The organism is Streptomyces sp. NPDC087845, from assembly GCF_044742755.1.
In the GTDB taxonomy this organism is placed as follows: domain Bacteria; phylum Actinomycetota; class Actinomycetes; order Streptomycetales; family Streptomycetaceae; genus Streptomyces.
This window is the reverse complement of sequence record NZ_JBIUVC010000005.1, coordinates 378,134-404,217: the sequence shown is the minus strand read 5'-3', so window position 1 is coordinate 404,217 and position 26,084 is coordinate 378,134. Positions and strand designations below refer to the sequence as shown.

The 26,084-nt window shown below is 72.4% G+C and carries 24 protein-coding genes and 1 pseudogene; 10 read left to right on the top strand and 15 right to left on the bottom strand.

Features of this window, described 5'->3' with window-relative positions; all coding sequences use genetic code 11:
- Positions 1 to 49: 49 nt before the first annotated feature.
- A complete protein-coding gene (locus ACIOMQ_RS16315) occupies positions 50 to 1,324 on the bottom strand; it encodes a DUF1343 domain-containing protein (RefSeq protein WP_362206285.1) in 1,275 nt (424 codons plus the stop codon).
- 185 nt (positions 1,325 to 1,509) lie between these two features.
- Between ACIOMQ_RS16315 and ACIOMQ_RS16310 the strand changes: the two genes are divergently transcribed.
- The 3 genes from ACIOMQ_RS16310 (at position 1,510) to ACIOMQ_RS16300 (ending at position 3,223) form a co-directional block, all read left to right on the top strand.
- Positions 1,510 to 2,274: an SDR family oxidoreductase gene (locus ACIOMQ_RS16310; protein WP_362206284.1), complete on the top strand. Its 765-nt coding sequence runs from the start codon at positions 1,510 to 1,512 to the stop codon at positions 2,272 to 2,274.
- Positions 2,271 to 2,435 (top strand): hypothetical protein, encoded by a 165-nt coding sequence (locus ACIOMQ_RS16305; protein WP_401267496.1) that lies wholly within the window; start codon positions 2,271 to 2,273, stop codon positions 2,433 to 2,435. Before ACIOMQ_RS16310 ends, ACIOMQ_RS16305 begins: the two co-directional genes overlap by 4 nt.
- 194 nt (positions 2,436 to 2,629) lie before the next feature.
- Positions 2,630 to 3,223, top strand: a complete 594-nt coding sequence (locus tag ACIOMQ_RS16300; RefSeq protein WP_362206282.1) for a TetR/AcrR family transcriptional regulator — start codon at positions 2,630 to 2,632, stop codon at positions 3,221 to 3,223.
- Here the strand turns inward: ACIOMQ_RS16300 and ACIOMQ_RS16295 are convergent.
- On the bottom strand, positions 3,220 to 3,540 hold the full coding sequence (locus tag ACIOMQ_RS16295; RefSeq protein ID WP_362206281.1) for a hypothetical protein: 321 nt from the start codon (positions 3,538 to 3,540) through the stop codon (positions 3,220 to 3,222). The genes ACIOMQ_RS16300 and ACIOMQ_RS16295 overlap by 4 nt on opposite strands.
- Positions 3,541 to 3,646: 106 nt before the next feature.
- Here ACIOMQ_RS16295 and ACIOMQ_RS16290 point away from each other — a divergent pair, with 106 nt between their 5' ends.
- Both ACIOMQ_RS16290 and ACIOMQ_RS16285 read left to right on the top strand, forming a co-directional pair.
- On the top strand, positions 3,647 to 3,811 hold the full coding sequence (locus tag ACIOMQ_RS16290) for a hypothetical protein (RefSeq protein WP_362206280.1): 165 nt from the start codon (positions 3,647 to 3,649) through the stop codon (positions 3,809 to 3,811).
- 75 nt (positions 3,812 to 3,886) lie between these two features.
- On the top strand, positions 3,887 to 8,512 hold the full coding sequence (locus ACIOMQ_RS16285; protein WP_402189244.1) for a HEAT repeat domain-containing protein: 4,626 nt from the start codon (positions 3,887 to 3,889) through the stop codon (positions 8,510 to 8,512).
- 141 nt (positions 8,513 to 8,653) lie between these two features.
- Here the strand turns inward: ACIOMQ_RS16285 and ACIOMQ_RS16280 are convergent, their stop codons facing one another.
- A complete protein-coding gene (locus ACIOMQ_RS16280; protein WP_401938850.1) occupies positions 8,654 to 9,868 on the bottom strand; it encodes an acyl-CoA dehydrogenase family protein in 1,215 nt (404 codons plus the stop codon).
- 7 nt (positions 9,869 to 9,875) lie between these two features.
- The gene (locus ACIOMQ_RS16275; protein WP_362206277.1) at positions 9,876 to 10,898 is read right to left on the bottom strand and encodes a phosphotransferase family protein; all 1,023 of its coding nucleotides are present in this window, start codon (positions 10,896 to 10,898) and stop codon (positions 9,876 to 9,878) included.
- 152 nt (positions 10,899 to 11,050) lie between these two features.
- Between ACIOMQ_RS16275 and ACIOMQ_RS16270 the strand changes: the two genes are divergently transcribed.
- Together ACIOMQ_RS16270 and ACIOMQ_RS16265 are read left to right on the top strand one after the other, a co-directional pair.
- Positions 11,051 to 12,340 (top strand): glucarate dehydratase family protein, encoded by a 1,290-nt coding sequence (locus ACIOMQ_RS16270; protein WP_401267487.1) that lies wholly within the window; start codon positions 11,051 to 11,053, stop codon positions 12,338 to 12,340.
- 143 nt (positions 12,341 to 12,483) lie between these two features.
- On the top strand, positions 12,484 to 13,428 hold the full coding sequence (locus ACIOMQ_RS16265) for an NADP-dependent oxidoreductase (RefSeq protein ID WP_362206275.1): 945 nt from the start codon (positions 12,484 to 12,486) through the stop codon (positions 13,426 to 13,428).
- A gap of 28 nt (positions 13,429 to 13,456) precedes the next feature.
- Here the strand turns inward: ACIOMQ_RS16265 and ACIOMQ_RS16260 are convergent, their stop codons facing one another.
- The 5 genes and pseudogenes from ACIOMQ_RS16260 to ACIOMQ_RS16240 form a co-directional block, all read right to left on the bottom strand.
- Positions 13,457 to 13,768: a DUF202 domain-containing protein gene (locus ACIOMQ_RS16260; RefSeq protein ID WP_362206274.1), complete on the bottom strand. Its 312-nt coding sequence runs from the start codon at positions 13,766 to 13,768 to the stop codon at positions 13,457 to 13,459.
- Positions 13,765 to 14,160: a DUF202 domain-containing protein gene (locus tag ACIOMQ_RS16255; protein ID WP_362206273.1), complete on the bottom strand. Its 396-nt coding sequence runs from the start codon at positions 14,158 to 14,160 to the stop codon at positions 13,765 to 13,767. Before ACIOMQ_RS16255 ends, ACIOMQ_RS16260 begins: the two co-directional genes overlap by 4 nt.
- A 153-nt stretch (positions 14,161 to 14,313) precedes the next feature.
- Entirely contained in the window at positions 14,314 to 14,835 is a 522-nt protein-coding gene (locus ACIOMQ_RS16250; protein ID WP_362206272.1) for an NUDIX domain-containing protein, read from the bottom strand.
- A gap of 48 nt (positions 14,836 to 14,883) precedes the next feature.
- Positions 14,884 to 14,967, bottom strand: a pseudogene (locus tag ACIOMQ_RS16245) (3-alpha-hydroxysteroid dehydrogenase); the annotation flags it as partial.
- A 25-nt stretch (positions 14,968 to 14,992) separates the two neighbouring features.
- Entirely contained in the window at positions 14,993 to 15,886 is an 894-nt protein-coding gene (locus tag ACIOMQ_RS16240) for a DMT family transporter (protein ID WP_362206271.1), read from the bottom strand.
- Positions 15,887 to 16,149: 263 nt separating this feature from the next.
- On the opposite strand from ACIOMQ_RS16240, the gene ACIOMQ_RS16235 reads away from it, so the two are divergent.
- The 3 genes from ACIOMQ_RS16235 (at position 16,150) to ACIOMQ_RS16225 (ending at position 21,061) form a co-directional block, all read left to right on the top strand.
- Entirely contained in the window at positions 16,150 to 17,805 is a 1,656-nt protein-coding gene (locus ACIOMQ_RS16235; protein WP_402189242.1) for an FAD-binding dehydrogenase, read from the top strand.
- Positions 17,806 to 18,010: 205 nt separating this feature from the next.
- Positions 18,011 to 18,967, top strand: coding sequence for a LysR substrate-binding domain-containing protein (locus ACIOMQ_RS16230; protein WP_362206269.1), 957 nt, complete (start codon positions 18,011 to 18,013; stop codon positions 18,965 to 18,967).
- Between the two features lie 273 nt (positions 18,968 to 19,240).
- Entirely contained in the window at positions 19,241 to 21,061 is a 1,821-nt protein-coding gene (locus ACIOMQ_RS16225) for an acyl-CoA dehydrogenase (RefSeq protein ID WP_362206268.1), read from the top strand.
- A 331-nt stretch (positions 21,062 to 21,392) separates the two neighbouring features.
- Here ACIOMQ_RS16225 and ACIOMQ_RS16220 read toward each other — a convergent pair whose 3' ends face one another.
- From ACIOMQ_RS16220 to ACIOMQ_RS16195, 6 genes are read right to left on the bottom strand one after another with little or no spacing between them, the layout of a single operon-like run.
- Positions 21,393 to 22,403 carry an amidohydrolase family protein gene (locus ACIOMQ_RS16220; RefSeq protein ID WP_362206267.1) on the bottom strand — a complete coding sequence of 337 codons (1,011 nt, stop codon included), beginning with the start codon at positions 22,401 to 22,403 and terminating at the stop codon, positions 21,393 to 21,395.
- A gap of 2 nt (positions 22,404 to 22,405) precedes the next feature.
- Positions 22,406 to 22,927 carry a 3-hydroxyanthranilate 3,4-dioxygenase gene (locus ACIOMQ_RS16215; protein ID WP_362206266.1) on the bottom strand — a complete coding sequence of 174 codons (522 nt, stop codon included), beginning with the start codon at positions 22,925 to 22,927 and terminating at the stop codon, positions 22,406 to 22,408.
- Positions 22,924 to 23,379, bottom strand: coding sequence for a RidA family protein (locus ACIOMQ_RS16210; protein ID WP_401938834.1), 456 nt, complete (start codon positions 23,377 to 23,379; stop codon positions 22,924 to 22,926). Before ACIOMQ_RS16210 ends, ACIOMQ_RS16215 begins: the two co-directional genes overlap by 4 nt.
- Positions 23,379 to 24,143: a 2-keto-4-pentenoate hydratase gene (locus ACIOMQ_RS16205; RefSeq protein WP_402189240.1), complete on the bottom strand. Its 765-nt coding sequence runs from the start codon at positions 24,141 to 24,143 to the stop codon at positions 23,379 to 23,381. The genes ACIOMQ_RS16210 and ACIOMQ_RS16205 overlap by 1 nt, the downstream gene beginning before the upstream one ends.
- On the bottom strand, positions 24,140 to 25,171 hold the full coding sequence (gene dmpG / locus ACIOMQ_RS16200; protein ID WP_362206263.1) for a 4-hydroxy-2-oxovalerate aldolase: 1,032 nt from the start codon (positions 25,169 to 25,171) through the stop codon (positions 24,140 to 24,142). Before dmpG ends, ACIOMQ_RS16205 begins: the two co-directional genes overlap by 4 nt.
- Positions 25,168 to 26,055 carry an acetaldehyde dehydrogenase (acetylating) gene (locus ACIOMQ_RS16195; protein ID WP_401939014.1) on the bottom strand — a complete coding sequence of 296 codons (888 nt, stop codon included), beginning with the start codon at positions 26,053 to 26,055 and terminating at the stop codon, positions 25,168 to 25,170. The genes dmpG and ACIOMQ_RS16195 overlap by 4 nt, the downstream gene beginning before the upstream one ends.
- Positions 26,056 to 26,084: the final 29 nt, after the last annotated feature.

Genomic DNA, 26,084 nt, shown 5'->3' with positions numbered 1-26,084 from the left:
TGGGCCGGCACCATCGGGCCCGTCCGGCACGTGCACCCGCCCCCTGGGCTCACCGGTACTGGAGGTACCTCTTGCGGACGGTCCGGAACGCGGCGAGGTCCGCCGCCCACGCTCCCGCCACCTCGTCCGTGTCCGCACCCGCATCGATCATCGTGCGGACCCGTGTATTGCCGGTGAGCTTGTCGATCCAGTTGTCCGGGCGCCAGGCGAACCCGCTCCACGTCCGCTTCGCCGTCACCAGCAGCGCGATCCCGGTGCGTACCGGATCGAAGACCTCGCGGTCGTGGACGTGCAGCTGCACCCCGCCGACCGTCTTCCCCTCGAACTTGGAGAACGTCGGCGCGAAGTACGCCTCGCGGAACGCGACCCCCGGCAGATCGAGCGCGTTCGCGGCCGCCGCCCACCGATGGTCGATGCCCTCCGCGCCGAGCAGTTCGAACGGCCGGGTGGTGCCGCGCCCCTCGGACAGGTTCGTGCCCTCGAACAGGCAGGTCCCCGAGTAGACCAGCGCGGTGTCCGGCGTCGGCATGTTGGGGCTCGGCGGCACCCACGGCAGCCCGGTCGTGTCGAAGAAGTCCGCGCGCTTCCACCCCGACATCTTCACGATCCGCAGATCCACCGGCCGGGCCAGGAACTCCTTGTTGAACAGCAGCGCCAGCTCGGTGACCGTCATGCCGTGCGCCTGCGCGATCTCCCGGCGGCCCACGAAGGTGGCGTACGCCGGATCCAGCACCGGCCCGAGCGCCGCCCGTCCGGTCACCGGGTTCGGCCGGTCCAGTACGACGAACCGCTTGCCCGCGAGAGCCGCCGCCTCCATGCAGTCGTACAGCGTCCAGATGTACGTGTAGAAGCGGGCGCCCGCGTCCTGGATGTCGAAGACGACCGTGTCCACACCGGACGCGGCGAAGACATCGGCGAGCGGCTGCCCGCTCTTCAAGTACGTGTCGTAGACGGGGAGCCCGGTCGCCGGGTCGTCGTACCGCCCCTCCGAACCACCCGCCTGCGCGGTGCCGCGGAAACCGTGCTCGGGCCCGAAGACGGCGATCAGGTCCACCCGTTCGTCCGGGTGCATCACATCGACGATGTGGCGCACGTCGGACGTGATCCCGGTGGGGTTGGTGACGACCCCGACCTTCTGGCCCTTCAGCAGCCCGTAGCCGTCCGCCGCCAGCCGGTCGAAGCCGGTACGGACCCGGCCGCGCCCGTTGCCCCGCCCGTGGCCGGATGCGGGGGCGGCGGCCGCGCTCCCGGTGCCGGCGGCCGTCGCCGCGAGGGCCCCCACCGCACCGCCGGCGGCCAGCAAACCACGTCTGGACAGGCTCATTCGGGTACCTCCATGATCGCGACCTCTGTCATGGTCACGCACGCTAGCGCGCGTTCCGGCCATACGGAATGAGCCGGACGCGACGGGTGTGACAGGAGTGTCGTCCGAGTCGGGACGGCCTCTTCCGTTCCGACATACCGACTGGTTAGTCTGCGGGGGCAGCCGGCGGAGAGAGGCGGGACCCGATGAGTACGGTGCAGGGCTCGGGCGTGGTGGTCACAGGGGCCGGAGGCGGCATCGGAGCCGCTCTGGCCCGCCGGTTCGCCGCGGAGGGCGCGCGGGTCGTGGTCAATGACCTCGACGAGGCCGGGATCAAGCCGCTGGCCGAGGAGATCGGCGCCGTCGCCGTCGCCGGTGACGCCTCGCGGATCGTGGACGCCGCCCGCGACGCGCTGGACGGCACCGTCGACATCTACTGCGCCAACGCGGGCCTCGCCTCGCCCGGCGACGTCTTCGCCGACGAGGAGATCTGGGCCGCCGCCTGGGACGTCAATGTGATGGCCCACGTCCGCGCGGCGAGGGCGCTGCTGCCGGACTGGCTGGAGCGCGGCAGCGGCCGGTTCGTCTCGACCGCCTCCGCGGCCGGGCTGCTGACGATGATCGGAGCCGCCCCGTACAGCGTCACCAAGCATGGCGCCGTCGCCTTCGCGGAATGGCTCTCGCTCACCTACCGCCACCGTGGCATCAAGGTCCACGCCATCTGTCCGCAGGGCGTGCGTACGGACATGCTCGCCGCCGCCGGATCGGCCGGCGAGCTCGTCCTCGCCCCCGGTGCCATCGAGCCCGAGGCGGTCGCCGACGCGCTCTTCGACGCCATGGCCGAGGACCGCTTCCTCGTCCTGCCGCACCCCGAGGTCGCCGGCTACTACCGGGCCCGCACCAAGGACACCGACCACTGGCTGGGCAGCATGAACCACCTCCAGCGGAAGTGGGAGGAGACCGGCGCATGACCGGGGCGATCTACGCCGCCACGCCGTGGACCGCCCTGCTCGGCGAGGCCCAACGGGCCCCCGTCCGGCCGGGACCGTGGTCCGCGCCTTCCGAGCCGTCCGCGCGTCCGGCGGCCGCAGCCCCGGGCACCCCGCGCTCGCCCGCTTCGACGGGCGCGTGAGCCACGCGTACAAGTACCCGCACGAGGTTGAGATCCTGACCGGGCTCCCGGAGCCGGCGAGTGGGAAGATCCTCAGGTGGGAACTGTGTTCCCCCCGGTGGACCGCCGGCCGGTCGGACCGTTTCACGCACAGCACAGCACAGCACAGCACAGCACAGCACAGCACAGCACAGCACGGAAGGAAGGTGGCGGCAATGGCCAAGGCGACGGACGGGGAGACGCCCCCCGTCCCTCAGCGGCTGCTGGCCGCCGCCACCCGGCTCTTCGCCGAGCAGGGCTACGACCGCACCTCGGTCCAGGAGATCGTCGAGGCGGCAGGCGTCACCAAGGGCGCGCTCTACCACTACTTCGGCTCCAAGGAGGACCTCCTCCAGGAGGTCTACGCCCGGGTGCTCCGGCTCCAGCAGGAGCGGCTCGACGCCTTCGCGGACGCCGACGCCCCGGTCGAGCAGCGGCTGCGCGACGCGGCGGCGGACGTGGTCGTCACGACCATCGAGAATCTCGACGACGCCTCGATCTTCTTCCGGTCCATGCACCACCTGAGCCCGGAGAAGAACAAGCAGGTACGGCTGGAGCGGCGCCGCTACCACGAGCGGTTCCGCGCCCTGGTGGAAGAGGGCCAGCGGAGCGGGGTGTTCTCCACGGCCACGCCGGCGGACCTGATCGTCGACTACCACTTCGGCTCGGTGCACCACCTGTCCACCTGGTACCGGCCGGACGGCCCGCTCAGCCAGCAGGAGGTCGCCGACCACCTGGCCGACCTGCTGCTGCGCGCCCTGCGTCCCTAGTCTGCTGAGTCTCCGGCCGGCCGGCGCAGCAGCGCCTCCGCCGCAGGATCGCGGGGCCGGGGCGCCTGCCCGGTGAGGACCACGGTCCGGCCGGGCTCCGGCTGCCGGATGAGCACCGGCCGGGCCGAGGGCGGCAGCGCCCGGCGCGCCTCGGTGGGGATCGCACGCCGGCCCGTCCGGTCGAACAGCTCGGCACCCGGCCCCCGTTGGGGGGAGCGCGTACCGAGGTGCTCGGAGCGGGCCGCACGCTCGGCGCGGACCGCCCGCCCGCTCGGCTCGGCACGGGCTGCGTTGGTGAAGGTGCCGTGCGTGAGCACCGCGACGAAGCGGCGGAGTCGGCGTATCTCCGTCCGTCCGCGGTGTCGTCGCCGCCGGCGAAACCACCTGTTGGACCGACCGGCGAAACGGGCCGAAGCTGGATGTATGACTCACATCCAGCCATCCGCGCGCGTCCCCGCACTCTGGGCCGCGGCATACGGGCCGCGGCACACCCGTGCCGTCCGCCGGGCCGCCCGGTGCCTGCTGCGCCTGAGGGCGTTCGCCCGGGATCTGGCACTGGCGGACCATGTGCCGTTCGGCGGCTACTGACCATCGGCGGTTGCCGACCGGGGGAGGGGCCTATTCCGTTGGTGGAGCCGGAAGCGTCCCGGTTAGCATCCGACGGTGAAGACGCCGGCCGACGAACCGTTCCACGACGCCGCACCCCGGGCCGGCACCGGCCGGCTGTCCGGATTTCCGGACGCGCCGCTGTCCGGGCTCGTGGACGCGTCGTTGCCCGGGTTCGTGGACGCGCGTGAGGGCCCGCTTTCGGAACTGGGCCGACTGATCCGGCACGACGACCCCGGCACGCGTCACCTGGGCCTGGTCCTGCTCACCGAGCGTGCCGCCGCGTGCAGCCCGTCCGACGACGGGGAGTTGGCCGAAATCGCCGGCCTGCTGCCGGTGTCGCCGCTGGGACCACCGGAGGCGGATCTGCTCCTGGCGGGGCTCTACGAGCGGCTCGGTCACCGTCTCCGGGACCGCCCGTGGCCCTCGTGGCGCGCGGCGGGGCTGCCGGCGCGGGTGGGGATCGCATGGCTGCGCGCCGAAATCCTCCACGACCCGACGGTGATCCGTGGCGAAGCTCCCGGTGAACTCCTGTACCAGGCTGTGCGCGAGACGGGTATCGCCGGCGCGTGCCGCCCGGCGCGGCTCGTGGGCGAACTGGCGGACAGCGGCGACCCCGTACTGCAGGCCGAGGCGCTGCGGCTCGCCCGGGAGGGGCTGCACGCCGGACTGCTGGCCCCGACGCCGGTCCGCGGGATCCTGGCCGGCCTGCTCGACGCCGACAGTGCCCAGGTCGTCGCCGGTGCGCTGGGCGGACTCGCCGAGCCGTGGGCCGCGCCGGAGCCGCTGCCGCCGGGGCGCCTCGCTCCGTTTCTCGCCGCCGATGCGGCGGGGGAGCGGCCCGCGGTGGCCGATGCCGCCCTCGCGGCCGCCGCCCGCCACGGCCACAAGGACCTGCTGCGGCAGGTCGTCGAGGACCCCGGTCTCCCGCCGGGTCTTCGCCGACAGGGCATGGAACTGCTCGGCGGCCTGGCCGGCCGCGAGGACATCGGTGAACTGACGGGCGTCGCCGCACGCGATCCGCTGCTGCTCGGCGGGCCGATGGTGAGCTGCCTGCGCGGGCTCCACCGGCGCGGGCACTTCGCGGACGATCCGGACGTCCCGGCCGTCATCGGCCTCGCCCTGTCCGATCACTCGATTCCGCCGCGCGACGTCGCGACGGTCCTCTACACCTGCCGGAGGGAGATGCTCCGCGTCCTGACGGACACCGCGGCCGACGATCCGGCCTGGCCGCGACGGCTCGCCCTGCTGATCGCCCTGTCCGGGCAGGGCGCGGGCGATCTTCCGATCGGCGAGGCGGTCAGCCGCGTACTGGCCTCGGCCCCCGCCCCCGGCCCCTTCCTCCACGCGATCCGCCAGCTGCGCCACGCGGAGGCCGAGGAGGCCGTGATCGCCTTGCTGCCCTCGGTGCCGGCCGCGGCCCTGGACGCCCTGGAGGCCATCGGCGGACACCGGACGGCGCAGGCACTGCGCGAAGGACTGGGGCTGTCCACGGTCCCGCCCGCACCCCATCTGTACGCCGTACGCGACCGCGCCCTCGGACTCCTCTGGCAGCTGACCAGCGATCCGGTGCAACGGCACGCCCTCCTCGTACGGCTCGACCCCGTCGACCTGCCGCCGCGCATCGCCGCCGGGCTCGGGGGCCCGGACGAGCGGGAACTGGCCCTGCTGAGCTCCCACCTCGACCCGGACGACCCGGTGGCGGCGCTGTGCCGGCTGGCGGCCCACGGCAACGCCGGCACACTCCCGGCCGTCGCGGACCTGCTGCTGCGCGTCGTGACCGGGCTGTCGGCCGCCGGGGAGCGGGAGCGGGAACGGGGACGGCCGGGCGGGGAGCCCGCGGTGCCCCAGGAGGTCCTGGACGCCGTGCACAACCTGGGCAGGCGGCTCCACGCGCGGGGCGCGATCCGGCCGGTCTGCCTGCTGGACGCGGCGGACGGGCGGGAGGCGGGCCACGCACTCGTCGCGACCACGGCGCTGGACCTGCTGGACCGGACCGGGCTGTCCGGCCGCGAGCAGACGATTCTGCTCGAACTGCTGCTCCGGGCCCCGTGGGCGGGGACCCGCGCCCGTGTGCACCGGCTGCTGCGCCACCGCGACCGGCACGTACGCAAACATGTCATCGCCCTGCTCGCCCGCGACGCGACGGGCGAGGACGCCCAGGCACTGTCGGCGACCCTGATCGCGCTGACCGCCGTCCAGGACATCCAGACCGTCCGCCAGGCCCTGCTCGCCCTGGGCCACGCACGGGCCCACTGGGCATGCACCGCGATCGCGGCCTGCCTCGACCGGCCGAACATGAACATCAAGAAGACCGCCGCCGAGGCGCTGGTCCGGGCGGGCACTCCGGCGGCGCTGCCGAAGCTGCTCTTCTGGCTCGGGCACCACGACAATCCCGGGCTGCGCAGCGCGCTCGTCGAGGCCCTGCGCGCCGTCCTCGGCGACGCCTACGCCGCCACACTCGTCGCCGCTGCCGAGCACAGCCGGGACGGCCGTTCCCGCGAACTGCTGCTGGCGGGTCTCGACGGCGTCCTCACGGCCCGCGCGGTCCTCGCCCTGGACGACCAGGAGTCACCGGCGGCGGGCACCCTGCTCTCCCTGGTGGCGGCCGGCCGGGTCGGGCTCGCGTCCGGCGAGGTCGGCGAACTCGCGACGGCGGCGGCCCGGCATGGGATCACCGTATCCGCCCCCGCCCGGCGGCCACCGGTGGGCAGCCGGGCGGACCGCGCCATCGAGTCCCTGGTGGCCGGCGGCTGGAACCCCTCCGTCGCGCTGCGCCTCGCCGAGCGGGACGAGCCGCCCGCCCCCGGCCGGCTGGACGCGCTGCGGCCGATGCTCCCCGACTGGCTCCGCCTGGCCGACTCCCGGCCGGCGGCCCGGAGCCGGGTGGTCCGGTTCGTGCTGCGGATCTGCCCCGCCCCCTGGGCCGCCGGGGAACTGGCGGTGTTCGCCCGGTACGTTCCGGTCCTGGCCGACGCCCTCGCCGAGACCCGCGACGAGGACCGGCACGACCTGATCGCCCTGCTCGAAGCGGTCGCGCCGATGCTCGCGGCGGCACGGAAGCCGTCCGTCGTCGCCGCGGTGCGGGCCCTGCGGCCGGCACCCGTGATCCCGAGCCGGTCCACGCTGACGCTGCTGCGCCGCCTGGGCGCGGTGCTGGTCCGCGCCGACCTCGATCAGGCGCTCGCGTCGGCCCGGCTCGGCGCCGACCCCTGGCGGGCCGGGACCGCCGTGCTGAGGGAGGCGTTCGCGGCCCCGGAGGCGGGGCCCGGGTGCGCCGAGACCCGGGCCTGGCGGGCGGCGCTGGACGACGCGGTACGCACACCGGGTGCGCTGGAGGAGTTCCGCCGTCGGGACGGGGGCCCGGTGGGATCGCGGGACCGGCTGGCCGCGCTGATCGAGGTCCATCACGGTGCGGACCCCGAGGTCCGGGCCGCCCTGCTCGACTGGATGACACTGCTTCAGCCGCTCGACGCGCCGCCCTGGACCCTCACCGAGACCGCCCACGCCCCGACGCCGCCGCCCCGGCGCGTACACATCGACGACCTCGACCAGCCCCGCTCGACGGCCCTGCGGGACCGCCTGCTGGCCATGCTCGGGTCGGACCGTGCCGACCGCAGGGAGACCGCCGCCCTGACGCTGGCGAAGTGGCCCGAGCCGGAGGCCCGGCTGCCGGTGCTGCGCGCTTACCTGCGCGGGGACATCGACCTGCCCCTCGGCGCGGAGCAGGCCCGTGCGCTGAGCGCCGTCGACCCGGCGGAGCTCCGGGGCGACGACATCCTGCCCGAGAGGGTGGCGCTCGCCGCCTCGAAGCTCGGCCCCGGGGAACTGGCACCCCTGGTCCCGCTGCTGCTGGAGTGGTGGGAACACGCCCCGTCCACCGTTGCTCCGGCAGTCGGCGACGCACTGCGCGGATACCCCGCCGACGCGCTCGCCAGGACCCTCGGCGACCGTCTCGACGCCGGGGCCTGGGGCTTCCTCGACCTGCTCCTCGGCCGCCGGCTCCTGCGCACCCCCGCGCTGACGCGTACGAGCCGACGCCTGCGAGCCGAAGGACGTGACGCACTCGCGGACCGGCTCCTGCTCGTCGAGGGCCCGCTGCGCGGCCCGGACGCCGCACAGCGGGACGCGGCGGCGCTGGCGGCGCTCCGGGACCGCCCCCCGGTCGCGGACACCGGAACTCCGCACGGCCCGTCCCGGAGGGAACTGCTGGACCTGGCCCGGACCGGCACTCCGGAACAGACCTGCCGGGCCCTCGCCGGCATGGCCGAGGCGCATTCCGGCCCGGACCCGGACCGGGACCCGCAACTCCGCCGCCTGCTGGACGAATTGCTGACCCATCCCCGGGCCGAGGTGCGCCTGCGCGCCCACCGGACCTCACGGGCGATGCTGGACCGGATCACTCATCTCGGCCACACCGTGCTCCTGCTGGACGACCCCCGGCCGGATGTGGTGCGTACGGCGATCCGCACGCTCTGCCACGCAGGCTGGGAACCCGCGATCCCCGCCGTGACGGGACTGCTCGCACATCCCCGTCCCGTCGTGCGCAGGGCGGCGGCCGAGGGCCTCATCGGCATGGGTGGGGCGGCGGTCCCGGCCCTCCGCCACGCCGCCGCCCACGCCCGCCCCGACAGGCGCTCCGTCTACACGTCCGTCCTCGACCGGATCGGGACGTCCGGCTGACCACCACCAACGATCAGACCCGCCGGGCAGCCGTCAAGCCTGCCCGGCGACCGAAGATCCCGCCGGGCAGCCGTCAGGCCCGCCCGACGACCGAAGTCCCCGCCCGGCGCCCGAGGACGGAACGGCAACCGGTGGCCCCGCCTACACGTACCGCTTGATCTCCCGGCGAGCCAACGACCGCTGATGGACCTCGTCCGGCCCGTCCGCCAGCCGCAACGTCCGTGCCGCCGCCCACAGTTCGGCCAGCGGGAAGTCCTGGCCGACGCCACCCGCACCGTGCAGCTGCACCGCCCGGTCGATGATGTCGACCACCGCGCGCGGGGTGGCGATCTTGATGGACTGGATCTCCGTGTGCGCGCCCCGGTTGCCCACCGTGTCCATCAGCCATGCCGTCTTCAGCACCAGCAGCCGCAGCTGCTCCACCGTGACCCGCGCGTCCGCGATCCAGTTCTGCACGACGCCCTGCTGGGCGAGCGGCTTGCCGAAGGCCGTACGGGACACCGCCCGCCTGCACATCAGCTCGATCGCCCGCTCGGCCATGCCGATCAGCCGCATGCAGTGGTGGATGCGGCCCGGCCCCAACCGCGCCTGGGCGATGGCGAAACCACCGCCCTCCTCGCCGATCAGGTTCGCGGCGGGCACCCGTACGTCCGTGAGGACGACCTCGGCGTGGCCGCCGTGGGAGTGGTCCTCGTAGCCGTACACCTGCATGGCGCGCCGCACTTCGAGACCGGGGGTGTCGCGCGGGACCAGGATCATCGACTGCTGGCGGCGGATGTCGGCGCCCTCGGGGTCGGTCTTGCCCATCACGATGAGAATGCGGCAGTCGGGGTTCATCGCCCCGGAGATGTACCACTTGCGGCCGTTGATGACGTAGTCGTCACCGTCGCGCACGATCCGGGTCTCGATGTTCGTCGCGTCCGACGAGGCCACCTCGGGCTCCGTCATCGCGAACGCCGAGCGGATCTCCCCGGCGAGCAGCGGCTCCAGCCACTGCTTCTTCTGCTCGTCCGTGGCGAACTGGAAGAGCACCTCCATGTTCCCGGTGTCCGGGGCCGCGCAGTTGAGTGCGGTCGGCGCCAACTGCGGTGAGCGCCCGGTGATTTCGGCGAGCGGCGCGTACTGGAGATTGGTCAGCCCGGCCCCGTACTCTGCGTCGGGGAGGAAGAGGTTCCACAGACCCTGCCGCCGCGCCTCGGCCTTCAGGTCCTCGACGATCTGCGGGGTGTCCCACGGGGAGGCCAGGTGCGCGCGCTGCTCGTCCGCGATCTTCTCGGCGGGGTGGACATGCTCGTCCATGAAGGCGAGAAGCCTGGTGCGCAGCTCTTCGGTACGGGCGTCGAATGCGAAGTCCACGGGATGATCAGCCTTCCTGGAGGGTGGTGAGGCCGTGCTCGATGAAGACGGGGACGAGGTCGCCGATACGGTCGAAGCCGGCGCCGACGGTCTGGCCCAGGGTGTAGCGGTAGTGGATGCCCTCCAGGATCACGGCGAGTTTGAACCAGGCGAACGCCGTGTACCAGGAGAGGGCGGCGGTGTCCCGGCCGGAGCGTGCGGCATAGCGCTCGATCAGTTCGGCGGGGGTGGGGTGGCCGGCCGCGCCGCTGGTGGTGGAGACCGGGGAGTTCGCCAGGCCGAGGTCGGAGCTGTACATCACCAGCAGGCCGAGGTCGGTCAGCGGGTCGCCGAGCGTCGACATCTCCCAGTCGAGGACGGCCTTGATCCGGTCGTCCGAGCCGATCAGGACGTTGTCCAGGCGGTAGTCGCCGTGCACGACGGTGGGCGCGGGGGAGACGGGCAGCTCCCGGCCGAGTGCGGCGTGCAGTTCGTCGATGCCGGGCAGCTCGCGGTTGCGGGAGGCGTCCAGCTGCTTGCCCCAGCGGCGCAGCTGCCGGTCGAGGAAGCCCTCGGGGCGCCCGAAGCCGCCTAGCCCGACCGACACCGGGTCCACGGCGTGCAGTTCGACGAGGGTGTCGACGAGGCCGAGGACGGCCTCCCGGGTGCGCTCGGCGCCCAGCGGGGCGAGCTGCTCCGCCGTGCGGTACGGCGTGCCCTCGACGTACTCCATCACGTAGAAGGACGAACCGATCACCGAGTCGTCCTCGCAGAGCAGCACCGGTCCGGGTACCGGAACGGCCGTCGGGTGCAGCGCGCTGATCACCCGGTGCTCGCGCCTCATGTCGTGTGCCGTGGCCAGTACATGGCCCAGCGGGGGCCTGCGCACGACCCAGCGGCCGGTGCCGTCCGCGACGACGTACGTCAGGTTCGACCGGCCGCCCTCGATGAGCAGGGCTTCGAGCGGTCCGTTCACCAGACCCGGCCGCTCGCGGTCGAGATGTCCGCGCAGCCGGTCGAGGTCGAGACCTGGCGGATGGACTGGGCTCATCGTGCGCACCTCCAGGGTGAGAGACGGTCGGTGTTCATGATGCCGACCAGTCGGTATGTCGTCCAGTGGACTCCCGGAATCGGGTGCGCGGACGTCGTGCGGACTTGGTCCGGAGTCTGGTGCTCAGTCGCATCCCTGAATAGGGTTCACGTATGAGACCAGAATTGCTGATCGACGAAGTCCGGCTGACCCCGATCCTGATAGCCGACCCGCCCCTGCTCAACACCCAGGGCGTCCACCAGCCGTACACCCCGAGGCTCATCGTGGAAGTCGTCACGGACGGGGGAGTGACCGGTGTCGGGGAGACGTACGGGGACGGCAAGTACCTCGAACTCGCCCGGCCGCTCGCCGCCGCGCTCGCCGGGCGCCCGGTCAGCGATCTGAACGGCCTGTTCGCCCTGGCCGACGAGGTGTGCGGTGATTCACGTGCGGCCGACGAGCGGGTCGACGCCGGTGGGCTGCGCGGCGCCCAGACCGCCGACAAGCTCCGGCTCTCCGTCGTCTCCGGCTTCGAGGTCGCCTGCCTGGACGCCCTGGGCAAGTCCCTGGGCCTGCCCGTGCACGCCCTGCTCGGCGGCAAGGTCCGCGACAGCGTCGAGTACAGCGCGTACCTCTTCTACCGCTGGGCCGCCCACCCCGACGGCGGCGAACAGGACGACTGGGGCGCCGCCGTCGATCCGGCCGGCGTCGTGGCCCAGGCCCGGCGCTTCGCGCGTGAGCACGGCTTCTCCTCCTTCAAGCTCAAGGGCGGCGTCTTCGAACCCGACCGGGAGATCGCCGCGATCCGCGCCCTGGCCGAGGAGTTCCCCGGCCGGCCGCTGCGCCTCGACCCCAACGGCGCCTGGTCGGTTCAGACCTCGCTGTACGTCGCCGAGCAGCTGAAAGGCGTACTCGAATACCTGGAGGACCCGGCGAGCGGTACGGACCTGATGGCCGAGGTGGCCGCCGCCACCGACGTACCGCTCGCCACCAACATGTGCGTGACGACCCTCGCCGAGGTCCCGGAGGCCTTCGCCCGCGGCGCCGTCCAGGTGGTCCTCTCCGACCACCACTACTGGGGCGGGCTGCACCGCACCCGCGAACTGGCCGGGATCTGCCGCACCTTCGGCGTCGGGCTCTCCATGCACTCCAACACCCACCTCGGCATCAGCCTCGCCGCGATGACGCACGTCGCGGCCACCGTCCCCAACCTCGACTACGCCTGCGACAGCCACTACCCCTGGCAGACCGAGGACGTCATCACCACCCGCCATGTCTTCCGGGACGGCCGGCTCACCGTCTCCGACGCACCCGGACTCGGCGTCGAGCTCGACCGCGCGCGCCTGGCCGCACTGCACCGGCGCTGGCTCGACGACGACGGCACGATGCGCGAGCGCGACGACGCGGCCGCGATGCGCAAGGCCGAGCCGGGCTGGCGGACACCGTCGATCCCGCGCTGGTGAAGCCCGCGCGGGCGGGGGCCGGACGGGCGCAGAGCGGGGGCCGGGCGGGGGCCGGCGGTTCATCCGCGGTCCCTCGGCACCCGGCGCGCAGGGCCCCCACGGCCTGAGTTGCGCGGGCCCCGGACCGCGCCGAGGGTCGGTACATGAAGGCGATCAGCTACAGCGCGTACGGCGGGGCCGACCTCCTGGAGTACGGCGAACGGCCCGATCCCAAGGTCGGCCCCGACACCGTCCTGGTGAAGGTACGGGCCGCAGCGGTCAACCCGGTCGACTGGAAGGCCCGCGAGGGCCACCTCGACTCCGGTCTGGAAGCCGTGTTCCCGGTGATCCCAGGCTGGGACGTGTCCGGCGTCGTGGTACAGCCCGGCGTCGCCGTCGACGAATTCACGGTCGGTGACGAGGTCATCGGCTATGTGCGGGAGGACTTCCTCTGCCGCGGCACGTTCGCCGAATACGTCGCCGCGCCCGTGCGCACCCTCGCCCGCAAGCCGCTGAGCCTGAGCTTCGAGGAGGCCGCCGGCCTGCCGCTGGCCGGTCTCACCGCGTACCAGGTGCTCCACCGCACGCTGCGGATCCAGGACGGCGAGACGGTCCTCGTCCACGCGGCGGCGGGCGGCGTGGGCTCGCTCGCCGTCCAGCTCGCCCGCCACGCGGGCGCCCGCGTCATCGGCACCGCGAGCGAACGCAACCACGACCATGTGCGGCAGCTCGGCGGCGAGCCCGTGGCCTACGGGGACGGCCTCGCCGACCGGCTGCGGGCGCTGGCCCCGGACGGTGTCGACGCCGCGTTCGACACCGTCGGCGGTGAGGCGCTCCGTGTCTCCGCCGACGTGCTGAAGCCGGGGGGCCGACTGGCCTCCATCGCGGACGGCGAGGTCTTCTCGTACGGCGGCCGCTACGCCTTCGTGCGCCCGGACGCCAAGGACCTCGCCCACCTGGCCGAACTGGCCGAGCAGGGCATCGTCACGGTCCATGTGGACCGGGTCTTCCCGCTGGAACGGGCGGCGGACGCGTACCGGCTGAACGAGCAGGGACGTACCCGCGGAAAGATCGTCGTCACCGTCCCCTGGGAGACGCCCGACGTCTGACCGGCCGGGCGCAGTCCGGTGCCGGGCCTCAGAACAGCATGGCCGCGGCGAACACCGCGAGCGCGATCGTGCACGCCGCCGCGGTCAGCGCCCCGCGTGCCGACAGCGGCTGCGGACGGGCGGTCTCCATCCCGAGGACCCGCCGGTGCGCCACGAGCAGGAAACCCAGCCAGGCCAGCGCGCTCAGCGACACGGCGACGAGCGCGGCCGGACCCGCCCCGCCATGCAGCGCCTGCTTGACCGCCAGCAGCGCGGCCACTGTGCAGGAAAGCGTCGTCCGCCGCCACGCCAGCCTGGTCCGCTCGGGCTGCAGCCCGGGGTCGCGCCCGTCGGCCGTCACCGGCCCTCCCAGCCGAAGACGACCACCACCACCATCGCCACGGCGACGACGGCGACGGCGAGACCGAGCAGCGTCGGGAAACGGGAGACCGGCAGATCCTCCCCGCGCCGCATCGCCCGCTCGCACCGCACCCAGTGGTTGATCGCCCGCAGCGCGCACAGCACACCGGCCGCCAGCAGCGCCAGTGCCAGCCCCGCGCGGATGCCCCACGACAGCTCCGGGAGGAACTGGTCGACCGCGAAACCACCGCCGATCAGCGCGAGGGCCGTCCGGATCCAGGCGAGGAAGGTGCGCTCATTGGCGAGCGAGAACCGGTAGTCGGGGGTGTCGCCCTCTTCACGGATCCGCTGCGGCGCGAACCACAGCCGCAGACTCCGTACGAATTCGTTCACGCGTGAACCTTAGAACGGCCGACGGATCCTGGAAGGGCCGACGGACCCTGGAACGGCCGACGGACCCTGGAACGGCCGACGAACCCTGGAAAGGCCGACGGACCTTGGAACGGCCGACGGAACCCTGGAACGGTCGACGAGGGGAGGCCGGGCTCAGGAGACTGCTCCGCCCGCCCGGAAGGCGCGCAGCCGGTGGTACGTCTCCAGGCCGTCCGGCACCCATTCCCAGTCGCCGAGCCGCTGCTCCAGCTCCGCATCGGTGAGGAAGGTGTGCCAGGCGACCTCCTCCGCCTGCGGGCGCACCGGCAGCTCGCACCGTACCTGGTAGACGCGGCTCCACCAGGAGTGCTCCGCGCTCTCGTAGAGGAAGGTGAACAGCGGCTCGGGGCGGGGGAGACCGGAGACCCCCAGCTCCTCCTCGGCCTCCCGCAGCGCCGCCTCGTCGTATGACTCGCCGGCCCCGACCACCCCGCCGACGAACATGTCGTAGTGGGACGGGAAGACCAGCTTGGTGGGGGTCCTGCGGTGCACGAAGAGCCGGCCCCCGGCATCCCGGGCCTCGATGAAGACGCAGCGATGGCGCAGGCCCCGCGCGGTCGCCTCACCGCGCGGGGCCTGCCCCACGACCACGTCGTTCTCGTCGACGATGTCCAGGATCTCGTCAGAAGGAGTCATGCTCCTCATCCAACATCAGATCATCCAGCATCAGACCGCCGGCAGCGCTCACTGCCTTATGACGTACGTGACCGTCGGGCCCGTGGTCCAGCCGCCGACCACGGCGAGTTCGGCGCCGGTGACGTACGAGGTCATCGGCGGGCCGGAAGGACGCCGCTCAGCTCGGCAGCAGGCTCTTCTCCCGGCGCCCGCCCACCGGCCCCTCCGGCATCGCCGGATGCAGGCCCAGCAGCACGATTCCGCCGACGATCGCCGCGAGACCGGCCGTCTGCCAGGCCAGCGCCCCGGCGTCGGTACGCAACTGGTCGCCGAGGAAGCCGACCCCGCAGGCGATCCCGGCCAGCGGCTGGGCCGCCGTCAGCGGGGGCAGCGAGACCCGCAGCGGGCCCGTCTCGAACGCGCTCTGCACCAGGAGCAGGCCGGTCACCCCCAGCACCACGACCGCATACGGCTGCCATGCCGTCACGAGCGCCGTCAGACCGTCGTCGGACAGCCGCTGGCCGGTGACCCGGGTGAGGGCGTCCTGGAGTCCGTACAGCAGACCCGCCGCCACCGCGAGCAGCGCCGGGGCGGCCCCGAACTGCAAGCGCTTGGCGATGGTGGTGAGCAGCAGGGCCGCGCCCACGACCACGCCGATCACCAGCCAGTGCCGCAGCGGATCGGTCACCGCCTCACCGCCCTGCGGCCGGCCCCCCAGGAGGAAGGCGGCGACTCCGCCGGCCAGCATCCAGAGCCCGGCCCAGCCCTGCCGGCCGAGCCGCTGACCGGTGCGATGGCGCGACAGGGCCATCGCGAAGAGCAGATTGGTCGCGAGCAGGGGCTCGACGATGGACAGTTCGCCCTTGCCCAGGGCCAGGGCGCCCAGCACCATGCCGCAGACCATCAATCCGATCCCGGCCAGCCAGCTCGGCACCCGCATCAGGTCCAGCAGCAGCCGGAAGGAGAGGTAGTCGCTCCGCGGCGCGTGCGAAGCGGCGGCCTGCTGGAGGACGAAGCCGAACCCCAGACAGCAGGCGGCACTCACGGCGAGCACGAGAACCAGCACCGACACGCTTCTACCTCAAGTCAGGCCAGAAGTGGGTGATTCGTTCCGACGATAGCGCCTGAGCCCCGTGGGTGCGGCCGGGACGCCGCCGACCGGGCGGTTGACGTCGCAGCGGCCGGTGCAGAGGATCTGACGCACGAGTAACCTCCGGCGTTCGCGCCGGAGCCTCACTGTGCCCTGGCCCTGGCCCTGGCCCTGGCCCTGGCCCGGGACCTGACCCCGGCCACGGCCGTGACCGGACCGCCCGAACCCCGACAAGGATGGAACCCATGGCGTACGACGCTGATGTGATCGTTATCGGGGCAGGGCTCGCGGGTCTGGTGGCCACCGCCGAGCTGGTCGACGCGGGCCGTTCGGTGATCCTGCTCGACCAGGAGCCCGAACAGTCCATCGGCGGCCAGGCGCACTGGTCCTTCGGCGGTCTCTTCCTCGTCGACTCGCCCGAGCAGCGCCGGATGCGGATCAAGGACAGCCATGAGCTGGCCCTCCAGGACTGGCTCGGCACGGCGGGCTTCGACCGCGAGGAGGACCACTGGCCGCAGAAGTGGGCCGAGGCGTACGTCGACTTCGCGGCCGGCGAGAAGCGCTCCTGGCTGCACGCCCAGGGGCTCCGGCTCTTCCCCGTCGTCGGCTGGGCGGAGCGCGGCGGCTACGACGCGAACGGCCACGGCAACTCCGTACCCCGTTTCCACATCACCTGGGGCACCGGCCCCGGCATCGTCGCCCCCTTCGAGCGCCGGGTCCGCGCGGGTGTCGCGAAGGGCCTCGTGCGGTTCGGGTTCCGCCACCGGGTCACCGGCCTCGGCCGCACCGCGGGCACCGTCGACACGGTGACCGGCGAGATACTGGAGCCGAGCGGGGCCGCCCGCGGCACCGCGAGCAGCCGCGTGACGGCCGGCACGTTCGAGCTGCGGGCCCAGGCGGTGATCGTCACCTCCGGCGGCATCGGCGGCAACCACGACCTCGTACGCAAGCAGTGGCCCCGGCGGCTCGGCACGCCGCCCGCGAAGATGCTCTCCGGGGTGCCCGCCCACGTCGACGGACTGATGCTCGGCATCACCGAGGAGGCCGGCGCCCACCACATCAACCGCGACCGGATGTGGCACTACACCGAGGGCATCGAGAACTGGAACCCCATCTGGGCCCGGCACGGCATCCGCATCCTGCCGGGACCGTCCTCGCTCTGGCTGGACGCCCGCGGCAAGCGGCTGCCGGTCCCCCTCTTCCCGGGCTTCGACACCCTCGGCACCCTCGAACACATCATGAAGTCCGGATACGACTACACCTGGTTCGTTCTCGACCGGAAGATCATCGGCAAGGAGTTCGCGCTCTCCGGCTCCGAGCAGAACCCCGACCTGACCGGAAAGTCGATCCGCGACGTGATCGGCCGGGCGCGGGCGGACGTCCCGGTACCGGTGAAGGCGTTCATGGACAACGGAGCGGACTTCGTCGTCGAGAAGGACCTCGCGGCACTGGTCCGCGGGATGAACGCGCTCACCGCCGAACCGCTGATCGACGAGGCCGGACTGCGCCGTGAGATCACCGCACGCGACCGCGAGATCGCCAATCCCTTCACCAAGGACCTCCAGATCACCGCGATCCGCGGCGCCCGCACCTATCTGGGGGACAAGCTGATCCGGACGGCGGCGCCGCACCGCATCCTCGACCCCAAGGCCGGCCCGCTGATCGCCGTACGGCTGAACATCCTGACCCGCAAGTCGCTCGGCGGACTGGAGACAGACCTGGCCTCCCGGGTCCTCACCGAGGACGGGACACCCCTGCCCGGTGTGTACGCGGCGGGGGAGGCGGCCGGTTTCGGCGGCGGCGGGGTGCACGGCTACCGCTCGCTGGAAGGAACCTTCCTCGGCGGCTGCATCTTCTCCGGCAGGGCGGCGGGCAGGGCGGCGGCGAAGGCCGTCGGCTAAGGGCTGCCCGGCCCCGGGCGGCCGGGCCAGGACCCGGGTGGGCGACTTCCCGCAGCCACCGCACCACCGCAGCCACCGCAGCGACGGCAGCCGCAGCACCCGGCTCGGGCGGTTCGGGCGGCCCCGTCCCGGAGCGTACGCGCGGCGGCCTCCCGGACCGGCCCTGTCCCGGGCGGCCGGAGCCGGCGCGGATAGAGTCGGCGGGGTGAAGATCCCGCGTCTCCTCGACGGCCGGCTGAAGTTGCGCCACCTGGTCCTCGTCGACGCGCTCTCCCGGCAGGGAAGTGTCGTCGGCGCCGCCGCGGAGCTCCATGTCACCCAGCCGGCGGCCACCCGCAGCCTGCACGAGCTGGAGGACATCCTCGGTGTCCCGCTGTACGAACGCGGACCCCGGGGCGTCACCGCGACCGTCTTCGGCGCGGCCTTCACCGAGCACGCGCGGGCCGTGCTGGCCCAGCTGGCGCAGGCGGGCCGCCATGTGGTGGAGCTGGCCGACGCCGACCGCGGAACGGTCATCGTCGGCACCCATCTGGCCGGGTCCAATGTGCTCCTCCCACGGGCCATCGCCGAGATCAAGAAGGAGCGCCCCTACCTGACGGTGATCGTCCGGGAGGCGTCGCCGGAAGCGCTGCTCCTGGAACTGGAGGCGGGCCGCATCGACTTCGTCGTCGGCCGGCTCACCGTCCCCTCCGACGAGCGGACCGTGCGCCGCAAGCTCTACGACGAGTCGGTCGAGCTCGTGGTCCGGGCCTCGCACACGCTCGCCGGGCAGTCCGCGGTGGAGCTCGCGGACCTGGCGGACTACCCGTGGATCCTGCCGGGGGCGGAGACCGCGCTGCGGCGGGAGATCGAGGAGTTCTTCGCGCGGCACGGAATGCCGCTGCCGATGAACCGGGTCGAGACGACCTCGTTCCTGACGGTCCGTCAACTTCTGTTGGAGACCGATGTCGTCGCGGCGCTGCCCAGCCTGATCACCCGGGACGACACCCGGATCGTCAGGCTGGCGGTGCCGCTGGACCCGATCGGCCACAGCGTCGGGCTGACCCTGTCGGCCGCCCGCGCGCTGGGCCCCTCCGCGCAGGCGCTGATCCGGAGCCTGGAGGACATCGCCGCCGGAATGGCCCCGCAGGGCACGGACGGCGACGACTCCCTCCAGCGCTGACGGGCGGGGCGGCCGCTCCGTTCCGGAGGGGCGGCATCCGGAGTGCCGCGGGCGGGTCCGGGTCCCTCTGCCGCCGGGCGGAGCGGAGGATCTGCGCTCCGCCCGCGAGGGGCCGACCCGGGCGGACAGCCGCCGCTGCGGCTCCCCGCACATTCCCCGGCCCGAGCAGGGTTGGCCGCACCCCGGAGCGGGCAGGTACCGCCCTTTCCATGATCTCAATCGTGTTGATCATCACGCCGTGCTCACCGAACGTATGAGCTAGCGTTCCGAAGCGTGATCAACACCTCTCTCCCCTCTGACCAGGCGACTTCAACCGTTGCCGCGCTGACGCGGGCGCTCTTCGGCGAACAACTGGAGCAGTTCCACGAGCCCTGGCGCAAGCTGTTCAGCACCGAGCCGTTCCGCTTCCGGGAAGGGCTGTCACCCGATGAACGCGCCGCGCTGTCCTACGAGCGTTTACACCTGATCAACGAAGCGCTCGAAAGACCAGAGGACTTCGTGGCCGACGTGGAACGACTCGCGGCACTCCACGAATGGGTCGGCCCGGTGGACGCGGGACTGGGGACAGTGGCGAGCATCCACTACAACCTCTTCCTCGGCAGCCTCGTCGACCACGCATCGGGTCCGAAGCGCGATCTGGGGGAGTTCGCCCGTCTGCGGCGTACAGGAACGTTCCTGTGCACGGAGGCCGGGCACGGCAACAGCGCCTCGCAACTGGAGACCACCGCCACGTACGACCGCACCACGGGCGAGTTCGTACTGCACACTCCCCATGCGGCCGCGGCCAAGTTCATGCCGAACACCAGCTCCACCGGCGGTCCCAAATCCGCTGTCGTCGCCGCCCGACTGATCACGGACGGCGAGGACCGGGGCGTCTTCCTGTTTCTCACCCGGCTCAGCGACGACGCCGGGCTCCCCATGCCGGGAGTCGGGATACGCAGGCTGCCGCAGACGGCCACCGCCCCCGTCGACCACTCCGTCACCTCCTTCGACCACGTCCGGCTGCCGCACGACGCGCTTCTCCAGTCCGACCACGGGCGCCTCACGCCGGAAGGCGACTTCACCAGCTCGATCGGCAGCCCCCGCAAGCGCTTCCTGCACTCCATCGGCCGCGTCACCGCCGGCAAGCTCTGCATGAGCGGCTACAGCCTCGGTGTCATGCGCCACGCGCTCGCCGTGGCCGTACGGCATGCCCATACGCGGCAGACCTCCGGTGTGTCGGCCCGCGGCAGCGTCCCGCTGTTCGCCCACCGCAGCCACCACGCCCCGCTCGTCGACGCCCTCGCCACCAGCTACGCCGCGACCCTCCTGCACCGGGCCGCGGTACGGAAGTGGGCGCAGGCAACGGAGTCGGAGCGGGAGAACGGCGAGCGGTTCGCGGCCATAGCCAAGGGCTGGATCACCTGGCGGGCCCGCGCCGTCATGACCGAGTGCCGCGAACGCTGCGGCGCGCAGGGGCTCTTCCTCGCCAACGGAATCGCCGGCCAGCTGGCAGCCAACGAGGGAACCATCACGGCGGAAGGCGACAACCTTGTCATCTGGGTCAAGGCCGCCGGCGAGATGCTCCTCGGACACTTCACCCCGAAGGAGCGACACGAGGCGGCGCCCGAGGACCGCGGCCTCGGCGATCCGGACTTCCTCCAGGACCTGTTGGCGGGCATCGAGCGCATCTGGCACCAACGCGCGCGTACCCGCCTGCGCAGCGGAAAGGCCGGCGATCCCCTCAACCGATGGAACGCCACCGTCACACCCGCTCTGGAACTGGTCGACGCCTACGCCCACGGCCGGGCCGCCCAAGCTCTTCTGGACGCGGCCGCCCAGGCCCCGGACCCCGAGGCGCGGCGCCAGTTGCTTCTGCTGCACCGCCTGTTCGCCCTGCGTCGCGTCGCGGCGCACAGCGGAGACCTGCTCGCGGAGGGGTACCTGACCAGTGATCAGGTGAGGGAGCTTCCCGACGCGGCCGAGAGCGCCGTCGCGGACCTCGCACCCCACGCCATGACCCTCACGAACGGATTCGCCATCGCGGACGAGGTTCTCCTCGACCATCCCATCAACCACCCTGAGGGCTTCGAAGGCGCCCTGCTGCCCGGGTGAGAGCCTCCGGCCGGGGCGGAAGACCGTCCCCAGCGCGTGACCGCAGGCCCGTACCGCAGGCGTTCCGCGTCGACGGCTCTCGGACTGCGGACCGGGAGCTCTGCCGGGACGCAGGCTTGTTCATCGGCACGGACGGGGCCGAAAGCGGAGTGACACCGTCGGACGAGGAACGGGCCGCACCCGGGGGACGGGTGCGGCCCGCTCCACGCCGTGGATATGGGCACGGCGCATCGGACGGGAACCGCGCACGAGAACCGCGGACGAGAACCGCCGCCTGCACCTCGAACGCCGCGTCGGCCGCATGAACACGATTCCCGGCTCGGAACAGCCCTCAGGGCGTGTCCGCCCCCGTCAGCCCCAGGAAGCGTTCCGCGTTGCCGTGCGTGATCAGCTCCCGGCTGCGGTCGTCGAGGAAGGCGCTCTTGCGGACCACCTGGCCGGCCGGCCGTTCCCCCAGCGGGTACGGGTAGTCGCTGCCCACCATCACCCGGTCCGCGCCGACCGTGTCGACCAGGAGCCGCAGGGCCCGGTCGTCGAAGACGACCGAATCGACGTAGAACCGGCCCAGGTAGTGCGAGGGCGGGCGCTCCGAGGTGCCGATGACGTCGTTCCTGCCGTGCCAGGCGTTCTCCATCCGGCCGAGCCAGAAGGCGAAGGACCCGCCGCCGTGCGCGAAGCAGATCTTCAGCCGGTCGTCGATCCGGTCGAAGACCCCGCCCAGGATCAGCGCGAGGATCGACAGATGGGTCTCGGCGGGCATGGCCGTGAGCCACTGTGCCATCCACCGGTCCAGCCGGGGCGAACTCGCCATGTCCCAGGGGTGCACGAACACCGGCACATCGAGCGAGGCGCAGTGCTGGAGGAAGGTCACGACGCCCTCGCTGTCCAGGTCGCGATCACCGACGTGGTTGCCGATCTCCACCCCCCGGTGCCCGTTGGCGATGCTCCGCTCCAGCTCGCGGCAGGCCGCGTCGGGATCCTGCAACGGCACCTGGCAGAACGGGATCAGCCGGTCCGGTGCCGGGGCGACGATCTCCAGCGCGAGATCGTTGAAGACGCGCGAGACCTTCGCCGCCTCCGCCCCGCCGCTCCCGTACGTGAAGAACGCCGGGGTGGGGGAGACCACTTGGCGGTGCACACCGTCCGCGTCCATGTCCCGCAGCCGCGTTTCGGCGTCCCAGGCGTCGGCCCGGATCCGCCGGAACTCCCGGGAGCCCATCATGATCACGGCGTCGGACTCGGACTCCACCCGCAGCCAGGGGGCCTGAGGACCGGCCTCGGCCGTCAGATCCGGCCAGCCCCGCGGAACGTAATGCGTATGGATGTCGATCGTGCGGTCCACGCTCAGCCCTTCCCGGGGTGCAGCGCACCGCAGTCCGGACACGTACGCGCCTTCTCGTCCCCGTAGAACTCGGCGAAGACCGGCGGCAGATCCGCGACGATGTCCCGCACCTGGAGCTCGACCTCGTGGATCTTCGCGGCGCACTCGGGGCAGTACCACTGGAACTTCTCCAAGGTGCCCTCCTCCCGGACCCGCTCGATGACCAGCCCGATCGAACCGGCGTCGGGCCGCTGCGGGGAGTGCGGCACATGGCCGGGCAGCAGCCAGGCCTCGCCCTGCCGGATGTGCACGGTCCGCGGCCCGTCGTCGGTGATGATGTCGACGTGCATGTCACCCTTGACCTGGTAGAACCACTCCTCGTACGGGTCGAGGTGGAAGTCGGTCCGCTGGTTGGGACCGCCGACGACCTGGACGATGAAGTCCTGGCCCAGGGACATGGTGCGGTTGTTCACCGGCGGCTTGAGCAGGTGCTCGTGCTCGGTGATCCAGCCCTGGAAATCGATGACCGGGGGGATGGCGGTCATGACGGCACCTCCGTGCTGTGTTCTGTGTGTGACGGGCGGGGCCGCGGCAGATGGGCGACGGCCTGGATCTCGATCAGCAGATGGGGGTGCGGCAGCTGGTGCACCGCGACGGTCGTCCGGGTCGGTCCGCGCTCGTCGAAGAACTCGCCGTAGACCTCGTTGTATCCGCCGAAGTCGTTCATGGACACCAGATAGGTGGTGATCTGGGCGATGTCGCAGAGCTCGGCGCCCACCTCGGCGAGGATGTCCCGGATGTTCCCGATCACCGCCCGGGTCTGGGCCCGGATGTCCAGCCGTGTGGTGCCGAACTCATCGGCCTCGACCCCCACGAACGTGTTGTCGGGTCTGCGCGAACTGGTGCCGGAGACGAACACCAGGTCCCCGGCGACCTTCACATGCGGGAACCGCCCGCGCGGAGTGGCCTTGCCCTCGATCACCCGTGAGCCGCTCATCAGCACCCCTTCACGGCGACGGATCCCAGCCCCGCCACCTCGCACTCGGTGACGCCGGGCACCAGCGGCACGGCCGCCGTGGCCGCCCCCGCGAGTACCACCTGACCGGCCTTCAGCGGAATGCGGCGGCGTCGGCACATGTCCAGCAGCGCGTGGAGCGCGCGCACCGGGTCGCCGAGGATCGCGGCGGTCGAACCGACCACGTCCGCCGTCGCGGTACGCAGCCGGACCGCCCGGTTGGCGACGCTCTCCAGGGGCCGCCACGGGCCGATCGCGTAACCGGCCGCGGAGGTGTTGTCCGCGACGACGTCGGTGTACGTGAACCGGAAGTCCCGGTAGCGCGAGTCGATGATCTCGATGGCCGGGGCCACCGCGTCCACACAGGATTCGATGCCCGTCAGCGGATCGTCCAGGTCCACGTCCCGGCAGAGCCGGTAGGCGACCTCCGGCTCCGCCTTCGGGTGGATGAAGCGCGACAGGTCGACCTCGTCGCCGTCCGCGGTCCTCATCGCGTCGGTGAGCCGGCCCACGATCACGTCGGAGACACCCATCTGGGCCATCTTCGCCTTGCTGGTGAACCCCAGCTTCACTCCCACGATCCGTTCGCCGCGCGCCACCCGCAGCGCCAGCAGGGCCGCCTGCACGGCGTACGCGTCGTCGATGTCGAACTCATGGCTGTCGGCGAGGCTCGGGGTGTCCTTGCGGGACGTCTGCGCCGTGTCGAGCCGCTGAGCCAATATGCCGGTCAGTTCCGCCGGAATCACTTGCCGCTCCCTTCCGTCAGGGCCTCGCGTCGCGCGGCCAGGTCCAGTGCGATGTCCACGATGAGGTCCTCCTGGCCGCCCACCATCTGCCGTCGGCCGACCTCCAGCAGGATCTGCCGGGTGTCGACCCCGTAGCGCCGTGCCGCGCGCTCGGCATGGAGCAGGAAGCTGGAGTAGACACCGGCGTAGCCGAGGGTCAGGGTCTCCCGGTCCACCTGGACCGGCCGGTTGCGCAGCGGCCGGACGATGTCGTCGGCGGCGTCCTGGAGCGCGAACAGGTCGCAGCCGTGCTCCCAGCCCAGCAGGTCGGCGACGGCGACGAACGGTTCGGCGGGGCAGTTCCCGGCCCCGGCGCCCTGGCCCGCCAGCGCCACATCGACGCGGTACGCGCCGTGCTCCACGGCGGTCACACTGTTGGCGACCGACAGGGAGAGGTTCTCGTGGGCGTGGATGCCGATCTCGGTCGACTCGTCCAGCACCTCCCGGTACGCGTCGACCCGGGCGGCGACATCACGCATCGTCAGACGGCCGCCGGAGTCGGTGACATAGACGCAGTGCGCCCCGTACGACTCCATCAGCGCGGCCTGACGCGCCAGTCCCTCGGGGGAGTTGAGGTGGCTCATCATCAGGAACCCGGACACGTCCATCCCGTTCTCCCGGGCCCAGGAGATGTGCTGCGCGCCGACGTCGGCCTCGGTGCAGTGCGTCGCGACGCGCACACTGCGCACTCCGAGGGCGTGGGCCCGGCGCAGATGGTCGATGGTGCCGATGCCGGGCAGCAGCAGGGTGGTCAGCTTCGCGTGTTCGAGGACGTCCGCCGCGGCTTCGATCCACTCCTCGTCGCTGTGCGCGCCGAACCCGTAGTTCGCGCTCGAACCGCCGAGGCCGTCGCCGTGCGCGACCTCGACGGCCGCGACCCCGGACCGGTCGAGGGCGGCGACGATCCGGCGCACCTGGTCGACGGTGTACATGTGCCCCATCGCGTGCATGCCGTCCCGCAGGGTCACGTCCTGGACGTACAGCTTCATGAGGTCACCCATCCTCGGAGTGCGGCGACCTTCTCCGCGGTGCGCACCGCGGCGGAGGTCATGATGTCGAGATTGCCCGCGTAGTCGGGCAGGTAGTGGCCGGCGCCGAGCACCTCCAGGAACACGGAGATCCGCACCCCGGTGACCCGCCGCCCGAGGGCCGGTACGACGGTGTCCTCGACGGGGTCGAACTGCACGTCCTGCTTGAGCCGGTAGCCGGGCACGTACTCCCGCACGGACCGGGCCATCTGCTGGACGGAGGCCGCGATCCGGTCCCGGTCGGCGCCGGACAGCTCGCCCTCGACGAGGCAGAAGACCGTGTCGCGCATGGCGAGCGGGGGCTCCGCCGGGTTGAGCACGATGATGGCCTTGCCGACCTCGGCGCCGCCGACCAGCCGGATCGCCTCACTCGTGGTCTCGGTGAACTCGTCGATGTTGGCCCGGGTACCGGGACCGGCCGACTTCGACGCGATGGAGGCGACGATCTCCGCGTAGGCGACCGGCACGATCCGGGAGACCGCGGCCACGACCGGAATGGTGGCCTGGCCGCCGCAGGTCACCATGTTGACGTCCGGCGCGTCCAGATGCTCGTCCAGATTGACCGACGGCACCACGAACGGCCCGAGCGCCGCCGGGGTGAGATCGATCATCAGCTTCCCGTGCTCCGCGGCGAGTTGCGCGTTGCGCACATGGGCCTTGGCCGAGGTCGCGTCGAAGAGCACCTCGATCTCGGCGAACCCGGGCAGTGCGAGGAGCCCCTCGACACCGCGGTGGGTGGTGGCGACCCCCAGCCGGGCGGCGCGGGCCAGCCCGTCGGAGTCCGGGTCGATGCCCGCCATCGCGCCCATGCGCAGCGTCCTGGAGAGCCGCAGCACCTTGATCATGAGGTCGGTTCCGATGTTGCCGGACCCGA

Excerpts from the sequence above, each read along its gene's own strand:
- ACIOMQ_RS16315 (WP_362206285.1), bottom strand. The coding sequence starts at position 1,324 with ATGAGCCTGTCCAGACGTGGTTTGCTGGCCGCCGGCGGTGCGGTGGGG.
- ACIOMQ_RS16310 (WP_362206284.1), top strand. The coding sequence starts at position 1,510 with ATGAGTACGGTGCAGGGCTCGGGCGTGGTGGTCACAGGGGCCGGAGGC.
- ACIOMQ_RS16305 (WP_401267496.1), top strand. The coding sequence starts at position 2,271 with ATGACCGGGGCGATCTACGCCGCCACGCCGTGGACCGCCCTGCTCGGC.
- ACIOMQ_RS16300 (WP_362206282.1), top strand. The coding sequence starts at position 2,630 with ATGGCCAAGGCGACGGACGGGGAGACGCCCCCCGTCCCTCAGCGGCTG.
- ACIOMQ_RS16290 (WP_362206280.1), top strand. The coding sequence starts at position 3,647 with ATGACTCACATCCAGCCATCCGCGCGCGTCCCCGCACTCTGGGCCGCG.
- ACIOMQ_RS16275 (WP_362206277.1), bottom strand. The coding sequence starts at position 10,898 with ATGAGCCCAGTCCATCCGCCAGGTCTCGACCTCGACCGGCTGCGCGGA.
- ACIOMQ_RS16270 (WP_401267487.1), top strand. The coding sequence starts at position 11,051 with ATGAGACCAGAATTGCTGATCGACGAAGTCCGGCTGACCCCGATCCTG.
- ACIOMQ_RS16265 (WP_362206275.1), top strand. The coding sequence starts at position 12,484 with ATGAAGGCGATCAGCTACAGCGCGTACGGCGGGGCCGACCTCCTGGAG.
- ACIOMQ_RS16250 (WP_362206272.1), bottom strand. The coding sequence starts at position 14,835 with ATGACTCCTTCTGACGAGATCCTGGACATCGTCGACGAGAACGACGTG.
- ACIOMQ_RS16235 (WP_402189242.1), top strand. The coding sequence starts at position 16,150 with ATGGCGTACGACGCTGATGTGATCGTTATCGGGGCAGGGCTCGCGGGT.
- ACIOMQ_RS16215 (WP_362206266.1), bottom strand. The coding sequence starts at position 22,927 with ATGACCGCCATCCCCCCGGTCATCGATTTCCAGGGCTGGATCACCGAG.
- ACIOMQ_RS16210 (WP_401938834.1), bottom strand. The coding sequence starts at position 23,379 with ATGAGCGGCTCACGGGTGATCGAGGGCAAGGCCACTCCGCGCGGGCGG.
- dmpG (WP_362206263.1), bottom strand. The coding sequence starts at position 25,171 with ATGAAGCTGTACGTCCAGGACGTGACCCTGCGGGACGGCATGCACGCG.
- ACIOMQ_RS16195 (WP_401939014.1), bottom strand. The coding sequence starts at position 26,055 with ATGATCAAGGTGCTGCGGCTCTCCAGGACGCTGCGCATGGGCGCGATG.